Here is a 16,435-nt window from a genome sequence, read left to right on the forward strand (position 1 = left end):
GTTCCTCCTTGACCACCGTCTTCATGCGCATGCGGCTGGAGTGGAAGGTGAACCGCTCGGGCCGCACCTGCTGGCGCGCCAGCAGCATCGCGGGGATTTCGGTTTCCATGGTGGTGTTCGAGCTCGGCACGATCTGGCCGATACGGAAAGTCTTTTGCACGGGGCGCTCCGTTATTTCGGGGTTCAAAGCTTGAGAATGCGTTCGGCGTTGCCGTGGCAGACGAGGCTTCGGGTCGCGTCGTCCATCGGTGCCTGCTCGATAAAGTCCGCGGCGATGGCGGTGGATTCGTAGGGATAGTCGACCGAGAACAGCACCGCCTCGGCGCCCATCTCGGCAATGGCGCCGTTCAGCGCGGCGGGCGAGCACACGCCGGAGGTGGTGATCACGATATTGCTGCCGATGTATTCGGAAGGCTTCTTCGCCAGCCTGATACCGTGCGAGTACACAGCGAAACGGCTGTCGAAACGCCAGCGCTGGAACGGCAGCCCTTCGCCCATATGGCCGAGGATGATCTTGAGCCGGGGGAAGCGGTCGAACACGCCGCTGAACAGCAGGCGCAGCGCATGGCTGGCCGTTTCCACGCCCCAGCCCCAGGCCGCGCCGCTGATCTCGGGATGCCCGGCGTACACATGCGGCATCGCATAGGCGTCGGTCGGATGCAGGTACATCGGCACGTCCAGCTCCTGCATGCGCTCCCAGAACGCGTCGTATGCGGGGTCGTCATAGTACTTGCCCTGGGTGTGCCCGTTGACCAGCGACCCCTTGAAGCCGAGCTGCTTCACGGTGCGCTCCAGTTCATCCGCCGCTGTCACGGGATCGTGCATCGGCAGCGCGGCAAAACCAGCGAAGCGGGTGGGATGGCGCGCCACTTGCGCGGCCAGGAAATCGTTGTTCTCGCGGGCGCGGCCGATGGCGGCGGCGCGGTCCGTTTCGCCCTGCACGCCGGGACCGGTCTGCGACAGCACGGTGAAATCGATGCCGGCACGGTCCATCTCGCCGATGCGGATGTCGTCGAAATCGGCGAGGCGCTTCGCGAGATCGGCCATCACCACCGCATCGATATGCTGGAGATATCCCTTCGAATAGGCCTGGAAACCGGGGGCCATGAAGTGTTCCTCCAGGGCAATCTTCCGTATTCTCGTCATGCTGTGGCGACTCCTGATGTGGTGGGGGCGTGCTTCGATGCAGGCCTTGAGACGGGGGCGGGAAGGCGCGTGCCGTTGCCCTTGCGAAGGCTTGTCTGCTTAATTACTCAGTATGCTGAGCATTTTTAATATAGCAACGAGGTTGTGGAATGTCTAGCCGGAGTCAAAAGGGTTAACCCCCATAACACTCCCAAATTCTGCTCAGTACACTGATTGAAATTACTCAGCATGCTGACAGTGTGAAGCACACACACGCACAAGCTGGGACGCCCCCAGGAGAACTACGGCCATGACAATCAGCCTGACCAGTGACAGTGCCGCCGCGCGCAAGCAAGGCATGACGAGGGAAGAGCGCAAGGTGATCCTCGCGTCGTCTTTCGGGGCGCTGATGGAGTGGTACGACTTTTATATCTACGCGGCGCTCGCCGTCTATTTTGGCGCATTGTTCTTCCCGCCCGGCAACGAAACCACCGCTTTCCTCGCCAGCCTGGCCACCTTCGGCGCGGGCTTCCTGGTGCGCCCCGTCGGCGCCCTGCTGTTCGGCCGGCTGGGCGACCTGATCGGCCGCAAATATACGTTCCTGGTGACGATCCTGCTGATGGGTATCGCCACCGTGGGTGTCGGGTTGCTGCCCACGTATGGCCAGATCGGCATCACCGCGACCATCCTGCTGGTGCTGTTGCGCCTGCTGCAAGGGCTGGCGCTGGGCGGCGAGGTGGGCGGCGCGGTGACCTACGTCGCCGAGCATTCGCCGGTCGAAAAGCGCGGCCTCTACACCAGTTCGCTGCAGACTACGGCCACCCTCGGCCTGCTCTCCTCACTGCTGGTGGTGTACCTGCTCAAGACCTTCCTGAGCGAGGCGCAGTTTCGCGAATGGGGCTGGCGCCTGCCCTTCCTGGTGTCCTTCCTGATGCTGGTGGTATCGGTCTATATCCGCGGCAAGCTGCACGAGTCGCCGATCTTCGCGCGCATGAAGGCCGGCAACAACACGTCGAAATCGCCCATCCTGGACAGCTTCACGAACTGGGCCAACCTGAAGTATGTGCTGCTGCTGTTCGTGGTGGCTTCGGGGCTCGGGGCCATCTTCGGGACCGGGCATTTCTACACCATGTTCTTCGTCAACAAGACGCTGCACGTGCCGCTGGAACTGGTGCACCTGCTGATCGGCATCGCACTGGTGATCGCCACGCCCTGCTACCTGTTCTTCGGCTGGCTGTCCGACCGGATTGGCCGCAAGCACATCATGATGGCCGCCTGCCTGCTGGCCGCCCTCACCACGCAGCCCATCTTCAAGGCGCTGACGCATTACGCCAATCCGGCGCTCGAACAGTTCCAGCAGCGCAACACCGTGCAACTGCGCGCCGGCGACTGCCACTTCCGACTGTTTGCCGAGCCGGTATCCGCATGCGACAAGGCCAAGGGCTACCTGACGGACCTCGGCGTGGGCTACGAATTCACCCAGGACGAGGGGCGCCCGCAGCCCGAACTGCGCATCGGCGACGCGACGCTGCAGGGTTTCGACAGCAAGGCAATCCGGCAGGCCCTGCTTGCCGCGGGCTGGCCCGAGCGCGCCGACCCGGCGGCCATCAACCGCCCGATGCTGTTCCTGATGCTGCTGATTCCCATCCTCTTCCTCGCCATGGTGTACGGCCCGCTGGCGGCGTTCATGGTGGAGCTGTTCCCTGCGCGCATCCGCTACACCTCGCTGTCCCTGCCCTTCCACCTTGGCGCCGGCTGGGTCGGAGGCATGCTGTCCTTCGTGGTGACGGCGATGAACGTGTCCAGCGGCAATGTGTACTTTGGCCTGTGGTATCCGGTCTCGATCGCCGCCCTCGCGTTTGTGATCGGCATGGTGTTCGTGCCCGAAACGCGGGGCCGCGACCTGGAGACCTGAGCCGGCCCGCCATGGCATCTGGCCCGGAATTTGCTCAGTACACTGTATTTTATAGTCAGCATACTGATCGTTGCACCAAGGCGATGCCGGCCGGTACGCAAACGATGCACGGCCGGGCCCTGCCCCCTCTTCTTCCTGCTTTCCGTTTTTCATTCACCCTGTCTGGAGCGCCCCCATGAAGTCTCTGCACAAAGCCCAACGCATCGCGCTGGTGCCTGCCCTGATCGCCCTGATGTATGGCACCGCCGCCCTGGCGGATGCCAGCGGTGTCAAGGTTGGCGTGATTACCGACATGTCCGGCTCCTACGCCGATCTCTCGGGCCGCGGCTCGGTGCTCGCGGCGCAGATGGCGGTGGAGGAATTCGGCGGCAAGGTGCTCGGCAAGCCGGTCACCGTGCTGTCGGGCGACCACCAGAACAAGGCGGATATCGCCTCGTCGCTGGCGCGCCGCTGGTTCGATACCGATGGCGTCGACATGGTGATCGACTTCCCCAACTCCTCCACCGCGCTGGCGGTGCAGGAAATCGCCAAGCAGAAGCAGAAGATCAATATCGTCTCGACGGGCGGCGCCATGGCGCTGACCAACCAGAACTGCTCGCCCACCGGCTTCCACTGGGGCTGGGATACCTACTCGGTATCGGCGCCGCTGGTCAAGCGCCTGATCGCCGACGGCAAGAGCAGCTGGTACTACATCACCGTGGACTACGCATTCGGCCAGTCGCTGGAATCGGATTTCCGCAAGGAGGTGGATGCCAGCGGCGGCAAGAATATCGGCAGCACCAAGCACCCGCTCAATGCCAGCGACTTCAGCAGCCCCATCGTGGCGGCGTCCGCGTCCAAGGCCAAGGTGGTAGTGCTGGCCAACGCGGGCAATGACATGATCAACGGCGTCAAGGCGGCCGGCGAATTCGGCCTGATCAAAGGCGGCCAGACCGTGATTACGCCCTCGACCTTCATCACCGACCTGAAGAGCCTGGGGCCCAGCGTGGCGCAGGGTCTGACCTATGTGGACCCGTTCAAGCTGGATCTCGACGCCAGGTCGAAGGCCTTCGTCGAGCGCTTCTTCGCCAAGCAGAAGGCCTACCCGACGCATGGCCAGATCGGCGTCTACTCCGGCGTGCTGCATTACCTCAAGGCGATCGAGGCGGCCAAGACGGTGGACGGGCCGGCCGTGGCGGAAAAGATGCGCGCCCTGGTGGTCAACGATGACTTCGTGCATGGCGGCAAGGTGCGCGCGGATGGCCGGATGGTGCATGACATGTACCTGGCGCAGGCCAAGTCGCCGGCGGAGTCGAAGGGCCCGTGGGATCTCGTCAAATACCTCGGCACCATTCCCGGCGACGCGGCGTTCCGCCCGCTATCCGCAAGCGAATGCGCGCTCGTGAAGAAGTGAGCCGCGATGCCGACACGCAATGACACTGACGCGGAGCACGCATGAGCCAGGCTGACGTAATCCTTGAAACCCGCGGACTCACCAAGGAGTTCAAGGGCTTCACCGCCGTCAGCAGGGTCGACCTGCGGGTACGGCGCGGCGCCATCCACGCCCTGATCGGGCCCAATGGCGCCGGCAAGACCACCTGCTTCAACCTGCTGACCAAGTTCCACACGCCCTCCGCCGGCGCCATCCTGTTCAACGGCGAGGACATCACGCGGGAGCGACCGGCCCAGATCGCCCGCAAGGGTGTGATCCGCTCCTTCCAGATCTCGGCGGTGTTCCCGCAGCTCACGGTGATGGAAAACGTGCGCGTGGCGCTGCAACGCAAGCTGGGCACCGCGTATCACTTCTGGAAAAGCAAGCGCTCGCTCGATGAACTCAATGACCGCTCGATAGCGCTGCTGAAGGCCGTCGGCCTGGAAGGCTTTGCCGACCTGCCCACCGCCGAACTGGCATACGGGCGGAAACGCGCGCTGGAAATCGCCACCACGCTCGCCATGGACCCGGAGCTGATGCTGCTCGACGAACCCACGCAAGGCATGGGGCATGAAGACGTGGAGGTGGTAACCGCCTTGATCAAGCAGGTTTCAGCGGGGCGCACCGTGCTGATGGTCGAACACAATATGAGCGTGGTGTCATCCATCGCGGACCGCATCACCGTGCTCCAGCGCGGCGCCATCCTGGCCGAAGGGCCTTACGAGGAAATGGCGCGGAACCCGCAGGTGATGGAAGCGTACATGGGCACGGCCGATGCCGCGCTGACGGAGGCAACGCCATGACCCAACCAACCCCTGCCCTGCAGATCAAGGACCTGCACGCCTGGTATGGCGAGTCCCACATCCTCCACGGGGTGGACCTGACCGTCAATCCGGGCGAGGTGGTCACCGTGCTCGGCCGCAATGGCGCGGGCCGCACCACGACCATGCGCGCCATCATGGGGCTCGTCGGCGCCCGCAAAGGCTCGATCCGCGTCAATGGCACCGAGACCATCGGCATGAAGACGCACCGCATCGCGCCTCTGGGACTCGGCTATTGCCCGGAGGAACGCGCCATCTTTTCCAGCCTGTCGTGCGAGGAGAACCTGATGCTGCCGCCGGTGTTCAAGCCGGACGGCGCAACCGCGGGCCGCGAGCCGATGCCGCTGGACGAGATCTATGCGATGTTCCCCAACCTGTGGGAGCGCCGCAAGAGCCAGGGCACCCGCATGTCGGGCGGCGAGCAGCAGATGCTGGCGGTCGCGCGCATCCTGCGCACCCGCGCCAGCGTGCTGCTGCTCGATGAAATCTCCGAAGGCCTCGCGCCCGTCATCGTACAAACACTGGCAAGAATGATCACCACCCTGAAGAAGCGCGGCTACACCATCGTGATGGTGGAACAGAATTTCCGCTTCGCCGCACCTCTGGCCGACCGCTTCTATGTGATGGAGCACGGCCGCATGGTGGAGAGCTTCGACGCCGGCGCGCTCGGGCACAAGATGCCCACGCTCAACGCCCTGCTCGGCGTGTAAGGAACCATCGCTATGGAATTTTTTGGCATACCTGTGCCCGCCCTGCTGAGCCAGTTGCTGCTCGGCCTCGTCAACGGCTCGTTCTACGCCATCCTCAGTCTCGGCCTTGCGGTCATCTTCGGCCTGCTCAACGTCATTAACTTCGCCCATGGCGCCCTGTTCATGCTGGGCGCCGTGCTGGCATGGATGGGCATGAGCTACCTCGGCCTTAACTACTGGCTGATGCTGCTGCTCGCGCCGTTGGTTGCCGGCGCGCTGGGCGTGGTGCTGGAACGCACCATGTTGCGCCGCCTCTACCGCTTCGACCACCTCTACGGGCTGTTGCTGACGCTGGGCATCAGCTTGCTGATCGAAGGCCTGCTGCGCTCGGCCTACGGTGTGTCCGGCCTGTCCTATGCCACGCCCGAGGCGCTTAGCGGCGCCACCAGCGTGGGCTTCATGGTGCTGCCCAACTACCGTGCCTGGGTCGTCGTGGCCTCGCTCACGGTGTGCTTCGTGACCTGGTACGTGATCGAGAAGACAAGGCTCGGCGCCTACCTGCGCGCCGGCACCGAGAACCCCCGCATGGTGGAAGCATTCGGCATCAACGTGCCGCTGCTGGTCACGCTGACCTATGCCTTCGGCGTAGGGCTGGCCGCCTTTGCCGGCGTGCTGGCCGCGCCGGTGATGCAGATCTCGCCGCTGATGGGGCAGAACCTGATCATTACCGTGTTCGCGGTGGTGGTGATCGGCGGGATGGGATCCATCCTCGGCTCCATCTTCACCGGCCTCGGCCTGGGCATATTCGAGGGCATGACCAAGGTGTTCTACCCGGAAGCCTCGGCGACCGTCGTCTTCGTGGCCATGGTGTGCGTGCTGATGGTGCGCCCCGCCGGCTTGTTCGGAAAGGAAAAATGATGATCAACGACTCACGCGCAAGGCTGACGATCGCCCTGCTGGCGGCGGCCGTCGCGCTGGCGCCCTTCCTCGGCGCCTACCCGGTGCTGGCGATGAAGCTGATGTGCTTTGCCCTGTTCGCCTGTGCCTTCAACCTGCTGCTGGGCTTTACCGGCCTGCTGTCCTTCGGCCATGCCGCCTTCTTCGGCGGCGCGGCCTATGCCTGCGGCTACGTGATGAAATCGCTGCACGCGACGCCGGAGCTGGGCCTGCTGGCCGGCACGGCCTTCGGCGCGCTGCTCGGCCTGGCCTTCGGTGCGCTGGCGATCCGGCGCCAGGGCATCTACTTCGCCATGGTCACGCTGGCGCTGGCGCAGATGTTCTACTTCTTCTGCCTGCAGGCGCCCGTCACCGGCGGCGAAGACGGCATGCAGGCGGTGCCGCGCGGCAGCCTGTTCGGGCTGGTTTCGCTGGAGAGCGACCTGACCATGTACTACGTGGCGGCGGCCGTGGCCGGTGCCGCGCTGCTGTTGATCGCGCGCGTGGTCAACTCGCCGTTCGGGCAGGTGCTGCGGGCTATCAAGGAGAACGAGCCGCGCGCTATTTCGCTAGGATACGACACCGACCGCTTCAAGCTGCTGGCCTTCGTGCTGTCGTCGGCGCTGGCCGGGCTGGCGGGCGCCCTGAAGACGCTGGTGCTCGGCTTCGCCACCCTCACCGACGTGCACTGGGCCATGTCCGGATCGGTCATCCTGATGACGCTGGTGGGGGGCATGGGCACCCTCTCCGGGCCCATCCTGGGCGCGCTGGTGATCGTCGCGGTGGAAAACAAGCTGGGTGATTTCGGCAGCAGCCTGGCCGCGCTTACGGGCGTGGACTGGTTCAACACGCTGGGCGAATCGGTCAGCATGGTCACGGGCTTGATCTTCGTGGTCTGCGTGCTTACCTTCCGGCGCGGGATCATGGGCGAGGTGCAGGCGCTGCTGGCCCGCCGGGCGGCGCTGACGCGGTCTGCGCCCGCCTTCCACGGCCGTTCCGCCAGCTCGGCCACAGCCAAGGGTTAACGCTGATTCAGTCGGCAATTTAAATCAGTACACTGATCATTAATACTCAGCATACTGATTAAAGGAGATGCATCATGGCTTGGACCAAGATCGCCACTACCGGCCAGCTTCAGGACGATGAAGTGATGCCGCTCACGCTCGGGGACGCGCAACTGGCGCTGTACCGCAGCGAAGGGGAGTACTTCGTCACCGACAATGTCTGCACGCACCAGTACGCGCTGCTGTCGGACGGCTACCTGGAAGACGGCTGCATCGAATGCCCGCTGCACCAGGCGCGTTTCGACATCCGCACCGGGCAAGCCATGTGCGCGCCCGCCACCCAGGGCATCCGCGTCTATCCGGTCAGGATCGTGGACAGCGACGTGATGGTCGACGTCATGGTCACCGCCTGAGCCCCCGCCATGCCACAAGACGCCCCTATCCTGATCATCGGTGCCGGCCAGGCCGGCGCCACCGCGGCAGCCGCGCTGCGCTCGCTGGGCCATGACGGCGGCATCGTCATGGTCGGCGGCGAGGTCCATGCCCCCTACGAGCGCCCGCCGCTATCCAAGGCCGTGCTGGCGGACGAGCAGCAGGACGAACGCATCGGCGTGCACGCGGCGGGCTTTTATGCCGAGCAAGGCATTGACCTGCGTCTGGGCACGACAGTGACGTCGCTCGATCCCGGCAGTGGCACGGCCCGCTGTGCCGATGGCCAGGCGATTGCCTTCAGCCGCTGCCTGCTGGCCACCGGCGGGCGTGCCCGCACCCTGCCCGCCTTGCCGGAAGGCATGGCGGGCGTGCACTACCTGCGCTCGCTGGCCGATGCGCGTGGCCTGCGCGCCGCGCTGCGCCGGGAGCGCTCCGTGCTGGTGATCGGCGGCGGCTTCCTGGGGCTGGAAACGGCCTCCACCGCCCGCGCGGCGGGACTGGAGGTCACGGTGATCGAAGCCGCGCCACGGTTGCTGCAGCGCGCCGTGCCGGCCGTGTTCTCCGACTGGCTGGCGCAGCGCGTGCGCAGCCTCGGCATCGACCTGCGCCTGGGCTGCGGGATCGCCTCGATCCCGCCGGCCACGAACGGGGTTGCCGTCACGCTGACGGACGGCTCCGCCTTGCACGCACCGCTGGCAGTGGTCGCCATCGGGCTGCATCCCGATGCCGGCCTGGCGCGGGCCGCCGGGCTGGCGCTCCATCCGGGCAACGGCGGCATCCAGGTCGACGCGCACTGCCGCACCAGCGCGCCGGGCGTCTTCGCCGCCGGCGATTGCACCAGCCAGTACCAGCCCCTGTTCGGCCAGGAAGTCCGGCTGGAGTCGTGGCAGAACGCCAACGAGCAGGCCCGCATCGCCGCCGCCGCCATGCTCGGCGTGGAGACGGCACCGGCCGCCGTGCCCTGGTTCTGGACCGACCAGCTCGGCTGCAACATCCAGATGCTGGGCGCGGTGGACCCCACGCTGTGCTACACCCTGCGCGGCAACGGCGCGGCGGACGGCGACGCCCCCAGATTCCTGTTGCTTGGCATGGCCGGCGCGCAACTGCGCCACGCTATCGCGGTCAATGCCGGCGGCGACCTGCGCCAGCTCCGCAACCTGATCGAACAACGCACCGCCTGCGACATCGGCCTGCTCCGCAACACCGCCATGCCCCTGAAGCAAGCGGTACGCGAGGCCGCCGCCGCGCTCGCTGGCCAGACCCAATCCTGAACGATCCCGAACGAGGAACCGACATGTACCAGACCCACGCGGTCATCAACCGCACGCCGCGCGCCAAGGATGCCGAACTGGCCGCCTGCCAGTGGCCAGAGGACGCCCTGCATTTCATCCCGGACTGGGTGTACACCAGCAACGCCGTGTACGACATGGAACTGGAAAAGATTTTCCGCGGCCGCTCGTGGAACTTCGTCGCGCTGGAGGCGGAGATCCCCAACGCCGGCGACTTCAAGCGTTCCTATGTCGGGCCCACGCCAGTCGTCGTGGCGCGCGCCGAGGACGGCTCGATCAATGTCTTCGAGAATCGCTGCGCCCACCGCGGCGCGGAGTTCTGCCGGCACGGCCAGGGCAATGCCAAGGAGTTCGTCTGCCCCTATCACCAGTGGTCCTACGATCTCAAGGGCAACCTGCAGGGCGTCCCGTTCAAGCGCGGCGTCAACCGCGCCGGCGGCATGCCCAAGGACTTCCGTAACGAAGACCACGGCCTGATGAAGCTGCAGGTGGCCACGCGCAATGGCGTGATCTTCGCCTCCTACGCCAGCGATATGGAGAGCCTGGAGGACTACCTGACGCCCGAGATCCTCAAGGATTTCGACGTGGTGTTCAATGGCAAGCCGCTCAAGATCCTCGGGTACTACAAGAATGAGTTGCCGTGCAACTGGAAGATGTACCACGAGAACCTGAAAGACCCCTACCACGCCACGTTGCTGCATTCCTTCCTGGTGGTGTTCGGTCTCCTGGTGGCCGGCAATGACTCCGCCATGATCGCCGACCCGGTGCACGGCCGCCACGGCACCATGGCCTCGGCCAAGAAGGAAGACAAGTACGCCGCGGTGAGCGAAGAGAACAAGAAGGAAATGCGCTCGTTCCACGAGGGCATGCGCCTGCAGGATGACCGATTCCTGGAATACATCAAGGAGTTCGACTCGCCGTGGTCCGTCACCATGCAGACCATCTGGCCAAACCTGATCGTGCAGCGCGAAATGAATACGCTGGGCGTGCGCCAGATCGTGCCCAACGGCCCGGACAGCATGCTGATGCAATGGACCATGTTCGGCTATGAGGACGACAGCGAGGAGATGACGCGGCACCGCCTGCGCCAGGGCAACCTGATGGGACCAGCCGGCTTCCTCGGCCTGGAAGACAACGAAGCGATGAAGTTCGTGCAGGAAGGCGTGCGCCGCTCCAGCACCGACCGCAACGTGCTGAAACTGGACCCCGGCCACGTCGGCACCGCCAACTCGCTGATCTCGGAATCCGCGATCCGCGCCATGTACCAATACTATCGCAGCGTGATGGGGTTCTGAACAGCATGACACCAACCATGACACCGACGGCTCATACCCTCTACCGCCCCTGCAAGCTGGAGCCCGCGCGCGCGCAGGCGCTGCGCATGGAGATCGATGCCTTCCACGCCGAATACTGCGCCGTGCTCGATGCCGGCCTGGTGGAATCGTGGCCGGATTTCTTTACCGAGGATTGCATCTACCGCGTCACAGCAAGGGAGAACGTGGAACTCGGCATGCCCGTGGGACTGGTCTACGCCGAAGGCCGCGGCATGATGCACGACCGCGCGGTGGCGATCGCGCGCACCCAGATGTTCGCGCCGCGCCATATGCTGCATCTTGTCACCAACACCCGCGTCACCGAGGAAACCGCGTATGGCGAGATCCATGCGCAAGCCAGCTTCCTGCTGCTGCAGACGCTGGTCGAAGGTCCCACCACCATCCACATGGCGGGCACCTATCACGACCGTTTTGCCCGCACCCAGGGCAATCTGCTGCTGGCCGAGCGCCAGGTCGTGTACGACACCACCATCATCGCCAACGACCTGGTCTACCCGGTGTAATCCGCGCGCACGGTGCGCGCAACGCTTTACAGGATGCGCAGCACCGTGCGGCTGTAGTCATTGTTGGCCTCCACCAGCGTCGCCAGCAGGTCCATGAACACCTTGCGCTGCGCCGGGCGCAACGGCGCCAGCATGCGCTCCTGCGCGCGTTCCATATCGGCGCGCAGCGACGCCACCACCTCCTGGCCTTCCTTGGTCAGGTGCACGTGACGCGTGCGCCGGTCGGCCGGATTGTCCTTGCGCTCGACCAGCCCGCGCTCTTCCAGCCTGCGCACCACATCGGCCGTGGTGGTGCGGTCGAAGCCCACTTCCTGCCCCAGCGAAGTCTGGTCCAGCCCCGGCAGCACCGATAGCACCGTCAGGATGGCGTACTGCACCGGCGTGATGCTCGCCGACTTGCATTCCTCGAAGAACATGGCCACGTGGATCTGGTGCAGGCGGCGCACAAGAAAGCCTGGCCGGGCCCAGAGAAGCTCCTTGGCCGGGTCCGCTTCGGACGGCGCTTGATCCTCGACCGGGGGCGCGGTGTGCGCCGTTTGACGTTTCGCGGTGGACATTCCATTCACCAAATTGTTAGCATGCTGACAAGTATAGACGAGTGGCCCCGACATGGTGCCGGAACGCACCATGCCGGAACGGCCATGATGCGGATTGCCGCCGCCCTTCCTAAGGTACGCCACGCTTTCCACGCCGCAATGCGGACAAGCAGTCCCGGTACAACTTCACCGTTTCGCGTCCGAGCGGCCCGAGCGAGAAATTCGCCTCCACCCAGCGGCGCCCGCGGCGCCCCATCCGCGCCGCGAGCATCGGATCCGCCGCGAGCTGGCACATCGCGCCGGCCAGGGCACCCGAGTCGCGCGGCGGCACCAGGACGCCGTGGTCGCCGTCGATGAAGGTCTCGGGAATGCCGTCCAGTTCCGTGGCAATCACCGGCTTGCCGCAGCTCAATGCCTCAAGGATGACGAGGCCCAGCGCTTCGCTGCCCACGGGCGGATGCACCAGGACGTCGATCGCCTGCATCAGCGACGGCACATCGTGCTCGAACGGGAGGAAGTGGATGCGTCCCGCCAGGCCCAGGGCATCGGCCTCCCGGCGCAGTTGCGGGATCAGGTCGCCTTCGCCAACGCAGAGGAAATGCGATCTCGGGTGCCGTGCCAGCACCTGCCCCGCCGCCTTGACGAAGTAGGACTGCCCTTTGCCGTCAGGCTGCTGCGCCCCGCCGATCAGCGCATAGATCAAGGCATCCTGCGGCAGCCCCAGCGCCTGCCGGACCCGACAGCGCCGCATGGCGACCGCGCGGAAACGCTCGGTATCGATGCCGCAATATATCCGCCTGAGCCGCAGCGTTCGTTCCGGGTCCACCCTTCGCAGGGATTCCTGCACCGCGTCCGATACGGCGATCACGCTGGAAAACGCGGCAAGGTAGCGGCGCGTCCGTTCCTTGAGCCGGGTCATCAGGTGGCGCGTCACCACCACCGCCGCTTTGCGGCCGGACAGCATCCATGCCAGGATCGCCACCCAATAGTCGCGCCCATGGTGGGCGTGGATGACATCGATCCGCTGCTCCCGGATCGTCCGCGCCAGGATCAGCGGCCAGACCACGCGCTTCGCGCCCAGCGCCATCAAGCGCACGCCCGGCATGTCCTGCGCGGCGACGATCCACCGGGCGCGGGAAGGCACTGCCAGGGTCACTTCGCAGTCCTGAAGCTGCAACGCCCGGCACAGTGAAAGCGTGTGGGAATCGACGCCACCGCCGTTGAGCAGCGAGTTGAGCAAGAGCACGCGCAACTGGCCGGAGGCCGGGTCCGGATATGGCTCAAGCCGATTCATGGCGAACCGCCTCCTTGCCGCGTTGATCCTCATAAGCGGTGGCGAGCTTCAGCAAAAACTGCCCGGTATGCGAGGCGCGCGAAACCAACACCCGCGGCAGGCCGAACAGGTTGCCACCGACAGCGGCGCGGCCGCGCTGCGTGGTAACGGCACTCTGGTATCCGGCGCCGCGCACCAGGTCCACGACGTGCTTGTCGAACTCGCCGAAGGGATAGCAGAAGTGCCGCACCGGCATGCCCAGCGCGGACTCCAGTTCATGCTTGCAGCCTTCGATCTGGCCGCGCGCGGCAACGGTGCCTAGCCGGGTCAGGTCCACATGCGTGCGCGTGTGCGCGCCGACCTCCATGCCGGCCCGGGTCCAGGTACGTAGTTCGTCCAGCGTCATCAGCGGCTTCTCCGGCACGCCGATCGATGCATCCCAGGAATTGGTCTTGCCGACCAGGCTGCTGACCGCATAGCAGGTCGCGGTAAATTCGTGGCGCCGCAGCACCGGCAAGGCATGCTCGAGGTTGTTCCGATAGCCGTCATCCAGCGTGATGCCGACCACCTTGCCGGCCTTCTCGCCACGCAGGTAGGGCATCAGGTCGCACAACGCCAGGCCGCGATACCCCATCAGCCTGAGCAGGCGCATCTGCCATGCAAAGTCGCGCGCCGCCACCACGAGGCCGCGCATCGGCGTGCCGCGAGGTGGCGGCGCGTCGATCTGGTGATACATCAGGATGGGGATTCGCGGCTTCATGTCTTCCCTCTGCGAATGAAAGTCGGATGCGATGCTAGAAGCTGTAGTTGAGCGAGGTCAGCCCGACATATGACTGCCTGGACTGCACGATCGGGCTGTTTGCGCTATCGCCCAGCAGGCGGCTCACCGAGACAATGCTGTGCACCGACCAGGCGCGCGATATCTCATAGCTCCAGGACAGCGACAGGCTGGCGCGGTCGAAACCCGCCTTGGTGGAATAGGGCCGGAAGCTGCTGTTGGCAGCCTGCGCGTCGGTCACGCCGAAGAAGGTCTGCGTATAGCGCCGCGAGCCGTAATGCAGGCTGGGACTGATGCTCACCAGGTGCCGGCCGGCCTTGTACACCGGCACGTCCATGTCGATATGGCCGCTCAGCCCGCGATCCCTGTTGGTCAGCGGCGCATCGAGGGTGATGCTGAGCGTGGCGTCGCCATAGATAGGCATGCCGACCTGGAACGCTCCCATGAACGATCCGGGGATACGGCCCATGCCTTTCAGGTAATCCGAACCGGGCAAATCGACTCGCTTGCGGTCGGTACGCCCAACGTCATAGTCGAGGCCGACAGAGGCGAACATGCCGTTGGAAAACTTGTGACCGTAGCCAATCCCCCCGCGCAGCGGGCTGACGAAAAACCCGTTGCCGAAATCCGCGCTGAACAGTGGCCCGATCACCGGCCTGTATTCGTTACTGCCTTCGTATCGCGGTGCCGCGCCGGCGACCAGCCCCACGGTGTAGACGTTCTCCGCCTGCACGCCGGCGCAACCGATTCCGCTGGCTAGAATTGCGCCGGTCCTTACATATTTACCAAGCATTCGTTTCACCCATGGCCCCTTGAACAAGCCCCAGAGTTTAGGGACGGGGGGCTACCCGTGTCTGTTGGAAAGTGACGCGAATATGTGCGGAATTGTGCGGATTTGTCTGGAGTTTATTTCGGCGCCAATTGGCAATTTGATCGCCGCTAGAATCGCATCGCCCAAGACGGCGATCGCGTAGCCTCGCGCGTTTCCGACGCACGCAAATCCGTTCACAATAGCCAGCGCCGGCCTGCCTGGCAGGAAGGAGTCAATGAATCCATGGTTCGCTCACTGCTCAAGCTCTACCTGGTGCTGATCCTTGGCGTAGCCGCCGGGCTCGCCGCGATCGACCATGTGCTGGTCCCGGCCTACCACCAGCAACTCAGCGAGACGGAACGCGAGAGGGAAAAAAGCTACAGCTACCTGCTTTCCCTCTATCTGGAGCGGTACGAAGGCGACGGGCGCCGGGCCGAGCTGACCAGGCTGCAAGACCATGCGAGCGAGAGCTTCGCCCTGATCGGCATGGACGCCGCGGGCCATCTTGGCGAGCGGCGGCTGCGCGACCTGCGCGATGGCAAGCTGGTATTCGGCACGGACGGCGACGACGCCTACCTGCCTTTGCACGATGGCCAGATCCTGCATATGAGCAAGCGGAATCTGGACTACACCAATATCGAGCTCATTGCATATGCACTGCTCGCCGGCACCACCTTGCTCGCCGTGGTTGCCTGGCTCTTCTATCACTGGCGCGAACTCAATGCCTTGCGCGAGGCGGCAAAGCAATTCGGCAGTGGCAAGCTCTCGACACGCGCCGGCTTGTCCAGGCGTTCCAACGTCTATCAGCTGGCCCGCCAGTTCGATGACATGGCGTCCCGCATCGAAGCCTCGGTCCTGCAGCAGCGCGAGATGATCCATGGCATTTCGCACGAACTGAAGACGCCGATCACGCGACTGGAGTTTGGCATTGCCCTGCTGCGGTCCGGCGACGCAAAGCAAGACCCGGCGCGGCGCGCCCGGGGCCTCGAAAAGCTGCGCGTGGATGTGCGGGAGCTGGACGAACTGGTGACAGAGTTGCTCACGCTCGGCCAGCTGGAGCAAGGCGCGACACCCGTGAGGCCAACGCTGGTCACCAGCGCGGAGATGATCGATAGTGTTGTCGCCGTCGTTGCGCGGGATACGGCAGACCGGGGGCTGGTCCTGCATGTGCGCAACAGCCGCCCGTATGCGCGCCACCTTTGCGACCCCCGCCTGGTGGCGCGGGCGCTACTCAAGCTTTGCCGCAATGCGATCCGCAACGCGCGCGGCGCCGTCGCCATCGAGGCCCATACCGATGCCGCCGGCACCCTGTCCCTCGTGGTCGAGGACGACGGCCCGGCCGTACCGCCCGAAGAGAGCGCGCGCCTCTTCGAGCCCTTCCATCGCACCGCAGGCAGCGGCGACCGCCTCAACCGCGTCGGCCTGGACCTGGCGATCGTCCGGCGCATCGCGATGGCGCATGGCGGCCAGGTTTCGCTTGGCAGCGGCGAGGCAGGCGGCGCGCGGTTCGTGATCACGCTGCCCGCCCTGTACGCCTCGCCGGACACCGATGCGCGAGCGGCCGCGCAACCGGGCTGA

16 protein-coding genes and 1 pseudogene are annotated in these 16,435 nt (G+C 65.1%); 11 read left to right on the forward strand and 6 right to left on the reverse strand.

What is annotated here, in order from left to right:
- Together AC1DS6_RS38160 and AC1DS6_RS38165 are read right to left on the reverse strand one after the other, a co-directional pair.
- Positions 1–160 (reverse strand): annotated as a pseudogene (locus tag AC1DS6_RS38160) (Asp/Glu racemase); the annotation flags it as partial.
- Between the two features lie 23 nt (positions 161–183).
- Positions 184–1,146, reverse strand: coding sequence for an amidohydrolase family protein (locus tag AC1DS6_RS38165; RefSeq protein ID WP_441636506.1), 963 nt, complete (start codon positions 1,144–1,146; stop codon positions 184–186).
- 289 nt (positions 1,147–1,435) lie between these two features.
- On the opposite strand from AC1DS6_RS38165, the gene AC1DS6_RS38170 reads away from it, so the two are divergent.
- The 10 genes from AC1DS6_RS38170 to AC1DS6_RS38215 all read left to right on the forward strand — a co-directional run bounded on the left by AC1DS6_RS38170 (position 1,436) and on the right by AC1DS6_RS38215 (position 11,459).
- Complete coding sequence (locus AC1DS6_RS38170) at positions 1,436–3,040, forward strand: MFS transporter (RefSeq protein WP_441636508.1); 1,605 nt, start codon at positions 1,436–1,438, stop codon at positions 3,038–3,040.
- 175 nt (positions 3,041–3,215) lie between these two features.
- Positions 3,216–4,433, forward strand: a complete 1,218-nt coding sequence (locus tag AC1DS6_RS38175; RefSeq protein ID WP_441636509.1) for an ABC transporter substrate-binding protein — start codon at positions 3,216–3,218, stop codon at positions 4,431–4,433.
- Between the two features lie 41 nt (positions 4,434–4,474).
- The gene (locus AC1DS6_RS38180; protein ID WP_441636511.1) at positions 4,475–5,254 is read left to right on the forward strand and encodes an ABC transporter ATP-binding protein; all 780 of its coding nucleotides are present in this window, start codon (positions 4,475–4,477) and stop codon (positions 5,252–5,254) included.
- Positions 5,251–5,982, forward strand: a complete 732-nt coding sequence (locus tag AC1DS6_RS38185; protein WP_441636513.1) for an ABC transporter ATP-binding protein — start codon at positions 5,251–5,253, stop codon at positions 5,980–5,982. The genes AC1DS6_RS38180 and AC1DS6_RS38185 overlap by 4 nt, the downstream gene beginning before the upstream one ends.
- A 12-nt stretch (positions 5,983–5,994) precedes the next feature.
- Positions 5,995–6,879, forward strand: a complete 885-nt coding sequence (locus AC1DS6_RS38190) for a branched-chain amino acid ABC transporter permease (protein ID WP_441636515.1) — start codon at positions 5,995–5,997, stop codon at positions 6,877–6,879.
- Positions 6,879–7,922 carry a branched-chain amino acid ABC transporter permease gene (locus tag AC1DS6_RS38195; protein ID WP_477104474.1) on the forward strand — a complete coding sequence of 348 codons (1,044 nt, stop codon included), beginning with the start codon at positions 6,879–6,881 and terminating at the stop codon, positions 7,920–7,922. The genes AC1DS6_RS38190 and AC1DS6_RS38195 overlap by 1 nt, the downstream gene beginning before the upstream one ends.
- A 74-nt stretch (positions 7,923–7,996) precedes the next feature.
- Positions 7,997–8,314, forward strand: coding sequence for a non-heme iron oxygenase ferredoxin subunit (locus tag AC1DS6_RS38200; protein ID WP_477104460.1), 318 nt, complete (start codon positions 7,997–7,999; stop codon positions 8,312–8,314).
- A 9-nt stretch (positions 8,315–8,323) separates the two neighbouring features.
- Positions 8,324–9,604, forward strand: a complete 1,281-nt coding sequence (locus tag AC1DS6_RS38205; protein ID WP_441636519.1) for an NAD(P)/FAD-dependent oxidoreductase — start codon at positions 8,324–8,326, stop codon at positions 9,602–9,604.
- Between the two features lie 23 nt (positions 9,605–9,627).
- Entirely contained in the window at positions 9,628–10,917 is a 1,290-nt protein-coding gene (locus tag AC1DS6_RS38210; RefSeq protein ID WP_441636521.1) for an aromatic ring-hydroxylating dioxygenase subunit alpha, read from the forward strand.
- A gap of 17 nt (positions 10,918–10,934) precedes the next feature.
- Complete coding sequence (locus tag AC1DS6_RS38215; RefSeq protein ID WP_428180391.1) at positions 10,935–11,459, forward strand: aromatic-ring-hydroxylating dioxygenase subunit beta; 525 nt, start codon at positions 10,935–10,937, stop codon at positions 11,457–11,459.
- Between the two features lie 26 nt (positions 11,460–11,485).
- On the opposite strand, the gene AC1DS6_RS38220 is transcribed toward AC1DS6_RS38215, so the two are convergent.
- From AC1DS6_RS38220 to AC1DS6_RS38235, 4 genes are all read right to left on the reverse strand, one after another.
- Positions 11,486–12,016: a MarR family winged helix-turn-helix transcriptional regulator gene (locus AC1DS6_RS38220; RefSeq protein WP_477104461.1), complete on the reverse strand. Its 531-nt coding sequence runs from the start codon at positions 12,014–12,016 to the stop codon at positions 11,486–11,488.
- 109 nt (positions 12,017–12,125) lie between these two features.
- Entirely contained in the window at positions 12,126–13,289 is a 1,164-nt protein-coding gene (locus tag AC1DS6_RS38225; RefSeq protein WP_441636525.1) for a glycosyltransferase, read from the reverse strand.
- Positions 13,276–14,028 carry a polysaccharide deacetylase family protein gene (locus AC1DS6_RS38230; RefSeq protein ID WP_477104462.1) on the reverse strand — a complete coding sequence of 251 codons (753 nt, stop codon included), beginning with the start codon at positions 14,026–14,028 and terminating at the stop codon, positions 13,276–13,278. Before AC1DS6_RS38230 ends, AC1DS6_RS38225 begins: the two co-directional genes overlap by 14 nt.
- A 34-nt stretch (positions 14,029–14,062) precedes the next feature.
- Complete coding sequence (locus AC1DS6_RS38235) at positions 14,063–14,839, reverse strand: MipA/OmpV family protein (protein ID WP_477104463.1); 777 nt, start codon at positions 14,837–14,839, stop codon at positions 14,063–14,065.
- A 261-nt stretch (positions 14,840–15,100) separates the two neighbouring features.
- Between AC1DS6_RS38235 and AC1DS6_RS38240 the strand changes: the two genes are divergently transcribed.
- Positions 15,101–16,435, forward strand: coding sequence for an ATP-binding protein (locus tag AC1DS6_RS38240; RefSeq protein WP_477104464.1), 1,335 nt, complete (start codon positions 15,101–15,103; stop codon positions 16,433–16,435).

This window comes from Cupriavidus sp. 05L310, from assembly GCF_056398185.1.

What these genes read in the sequence shown, in the direction of transcription:
- AC1DS6_RS38165 (WP_441636506.1), bottom strand. Translation starts at nt 1,146, where the DNA reads ATGACGAGAATACGGAAGATTGCCCTGGAGGAACACTTCATGGCCCCC.
- AC1DS6_RS38170 (WP_441636508.1), top strand. Translation starts at nt 1,436, where the DNA reads ATGACAATCAGCCTGACCAGTGACAGTGCCGCCGCGCGCAAGCAAGGC.
- AC1DS6_RS38175 (WP_441636509.1), top strand. Translation starts at nt 3,216, where the DNA reads ATGAAGTCTCTGCACAAAGCCCAACGCATCGCGCTGGTGCCTGCCCTG.
- AC1DS6_RS38180 (WP_441636511.1), top strand. Translation starts at nt 4,475, where the DNA reads ATGAGCCAGGCTGACGTAATCCTTGAAACCCGCGGACTCACCAAGGAG.
- AC1DS6_RS38185 (WP_441636513.1), top strand. Translation starts at nt 5,251, where the DNA reads ATGACCCAACCAACCCCTGCCCTGCAGATCAAGGACCTGCACGCCTGG.
- AC1DS6_RS38190 (WP_441636515.1), top strand. Translation starts at nt 5,995, where the DNA reads ATGGAATTTTTTGGCATACCTGTGCCCGCCCTGCTGAGCCAGTTGCTG.
- AC1DS6_RS38195 (WP_477104474.1), top strand. Translation starts at nt 6,879, where the DNA reads ATGATCAACGACTCACGCGCAAGGCTGACGATCGCCCTGCTGGCGGCG.
- AC1DS6_RS38200 (WP_477104460.1), top strand. Translation starts at nt 7,997, where the DNA reads ATGGCTTGGACCAAGATCGCCACTACCGGCCAGCTTCAGGACGATGAA.
- AC1DS6_RS38205 (WP_441636519.1), top strand. Translation starts at nt 8,324, where the DNA reads ATGCCACAAGACGCCCCTATCCTGATCATCGGTGCCGGCCAGGCCGGC.
- AC1DS6_RS38210 (WP_441636521.1), top strand. Translation starts at nt 9,628, where the DNA reads ATGTACCAGACCCACGCGGTCATCAACCGCACGCCGCGCGCCAAGGAT.
- AC1DS6_RS38215 (WP_428180391.1), top strand. Translation starts at nt 10,935, where the DNA reads ATGACACCGACGGCTCATACCCTCTACCGCCCCTGCAAGCTGGAGCCC.
- AC1DS6_RS38220 (WP_477104461.1), bottom strand. Translation starts at nt 12,016, where the DNA reads ATGTCCACCGCGAAACGTCAAACGGCGCACACCGCGCCCCCGGTCGAG.
- AC1DS6_RS38225 (WP_441636525.1), bottom strand. Translation starts at nt 13,289, where the DNA reads ATGAATCGGCTTGAGCCATATCCGGACCCGGCCTCCGGCCAGTTGCGC.
- AC1DS6_RS38230 (WP_477104462.1), bottom strand. Translation starts at nt 14,028, where the DNA reads ATGAAGCCGCGAATCCCCATCCTGATGTATCACCAGATCGACGCGCCG.
- AC1DS6_RS38235 (WP_477104463.1), bottom strand. Translation starts at nt 14,839, where the DNA reads ATGCTTGGTAAATATGTAAGGACCGGCGCAATTCTAGCCAGCGGAATC.
- AC1DS6_RS38240 (WP_477104464.1), top strand. Translation starts at nt 15,101, where the DNA reads ATGGTTCGCTCACTGCTCAAGCTCTACCTGGTGCTGATCCTTGGCGTA.